The 1,529-nt window shown below is 54.3% G+C and carries 1 protein-coding gene and 1 pseudogene; one reads left to right on the forward strand and one right to left on the reverse strand.

What is annotated here, in order from left to right:
* Positions 1-16 precede the first annotated feature (16 nt).
* Complete coding sequence (locus RMSM_RS02435) at positions 17-421, reverse strand: hypothetical protein (protein ID WP_008691035.1); 405 nt, start codon at positions 419-421, stop codon at positions 17-19.
* A gap of 676 nt (positions 422-1,097) precedes the next feature.
* Between RMSM_RS02435 and RMSM_RS02445 the strand changes: the two are divergent.
* A pseudogene (locus tag RMSM_RS02445) lies at positions 1,098-1,529 on the forward strand (hypothetical protein); the annotation flags it as partial.

Here is a 1,529-nt window from a genome sequence, read left to right on the forward strand (position 1 = left end):
ACATGGTTCTGCTTTCTCAGTAGGGGAATGAAGCAGGATATGGTGAGTAAATCGTTATTGGGTTGATCATTCGATAGAGCATATTGCCTACGGTAAGCGCGATCAAGCAATACGCAACAAGAGCAGCAAAGAACACGATCATCACGACCGGGAGTCCGCCGCTCGTCCAGCCAATCCTCGTTCCGAGGGCGAGGTTTGCCCAGGCTGACGCCAGCGCCGAAATTGCAACGAGAGCTAAGATGAAGAATGGCTCTGGCATCATCGACTTCGTCAGGGCAAACAAGGCAGAAATGACTGAGTAAGTGATTGTGATGGCAGCCATCGCCTTGAGATTTCGCAACCACGTCGATGCAGGCGCAGATGTATCTCCAATCGCTTCGACAGTGGATGCAGGCGGATCAAACGGATTAGGTGCTGTCATGCGATGGATCGTATTTGAGTAGCAGAACGGCCCGCATCAGCGGGCGTCGGGAGTAATCTTGCAAGCAGAGAAACCCGCCGACCACCGCCGCTCCGTTGCAGTACGCCCAGCATGGGCGTGATCTTATGGGGTGAAAGTCCCCTGTACTTAGTTCCGGTTTCTTTCATGGAGTCAGTATACCAAATGAAATTCTAACGAAAGAACAGTACGAGGCGAAGGCAACTGCGGGGAGGTGACGATCCGTGGGAAGGAAGCCTGCGAATGTGACCGTAAATCTGACTAGCCGCCGAGAACAGTTCCGATTCAACAAATACCGAATCGGACAAGCTTCAACGTTAAAAACCGTCGCCAGACACATTCACGCCAAGACTCGCCAGGTTACGTACAGAAACCCGATATGAGGCCGACGTCTATAGGTGAGCAGGCTGCTGACTGCGAAACCGAACCGGAAGAACTAGCGCAGGTAGATCGGGAGCTTGGGCGGGGACAGATCACGATAACCCTTATCTGGGGAGAACTCCAGGCGTACCCGTGAGTAGGGCTTGCCCGAAAGGCGGGGCGGAATGCGGTAACGCATGACGTGCCTGGAGAATGCAGCAGAAGTTGTACTACCGGCCCGCCAATTCCAATGGCGGCGGGAAGAACCGAACGTCAACAGTCAAGGAACGAACCACCGATGACCTCAGAACCAACGAACGCAGAACAACTCGCCTTCGATTTCGTCGAAGCGGATCACGCTGCTGCAAACATCCCGACGGATGATTTGGACCTGGCGGCCATCGAGAAGTCAGCCTTGGGCGATGATGCTTACAATCTGATGGAAGCGATTGTCGTTGAAGTCAACATGGAAATGGCTTGGGCGAGAGTGAAGGCCAACCGTGGAGCCCCTGGGCCCGACGGTCTAACGGTCGAAGACTTTCCCGAGTGGTTTGCTCCGCGTTGGCAAAACATTCGTCGGCAACTACTCGATGGCACCTACCGCCCGGAACCTGTTCGGCGGAAGACCATCCTCAAACCCGATGGCGGCACGAGAGAGCTCGGAATTCCAAACTTGCTCGATCGTGTCATTCAAGCCGCCATTGTGTTAGTTCTCACGCCGATCTTCGAT

The sequence above is a fragment of the Rhodopirellula maiorica SM1 genome (genome assembly GCF_000346295.1).
GTDB classification, from domain to species: Bacteria; Planctomycetota; Planctomycetia; order Pirellulales; family Pirellulaceae; genus Novipirellula; species Novipirellula maiorica.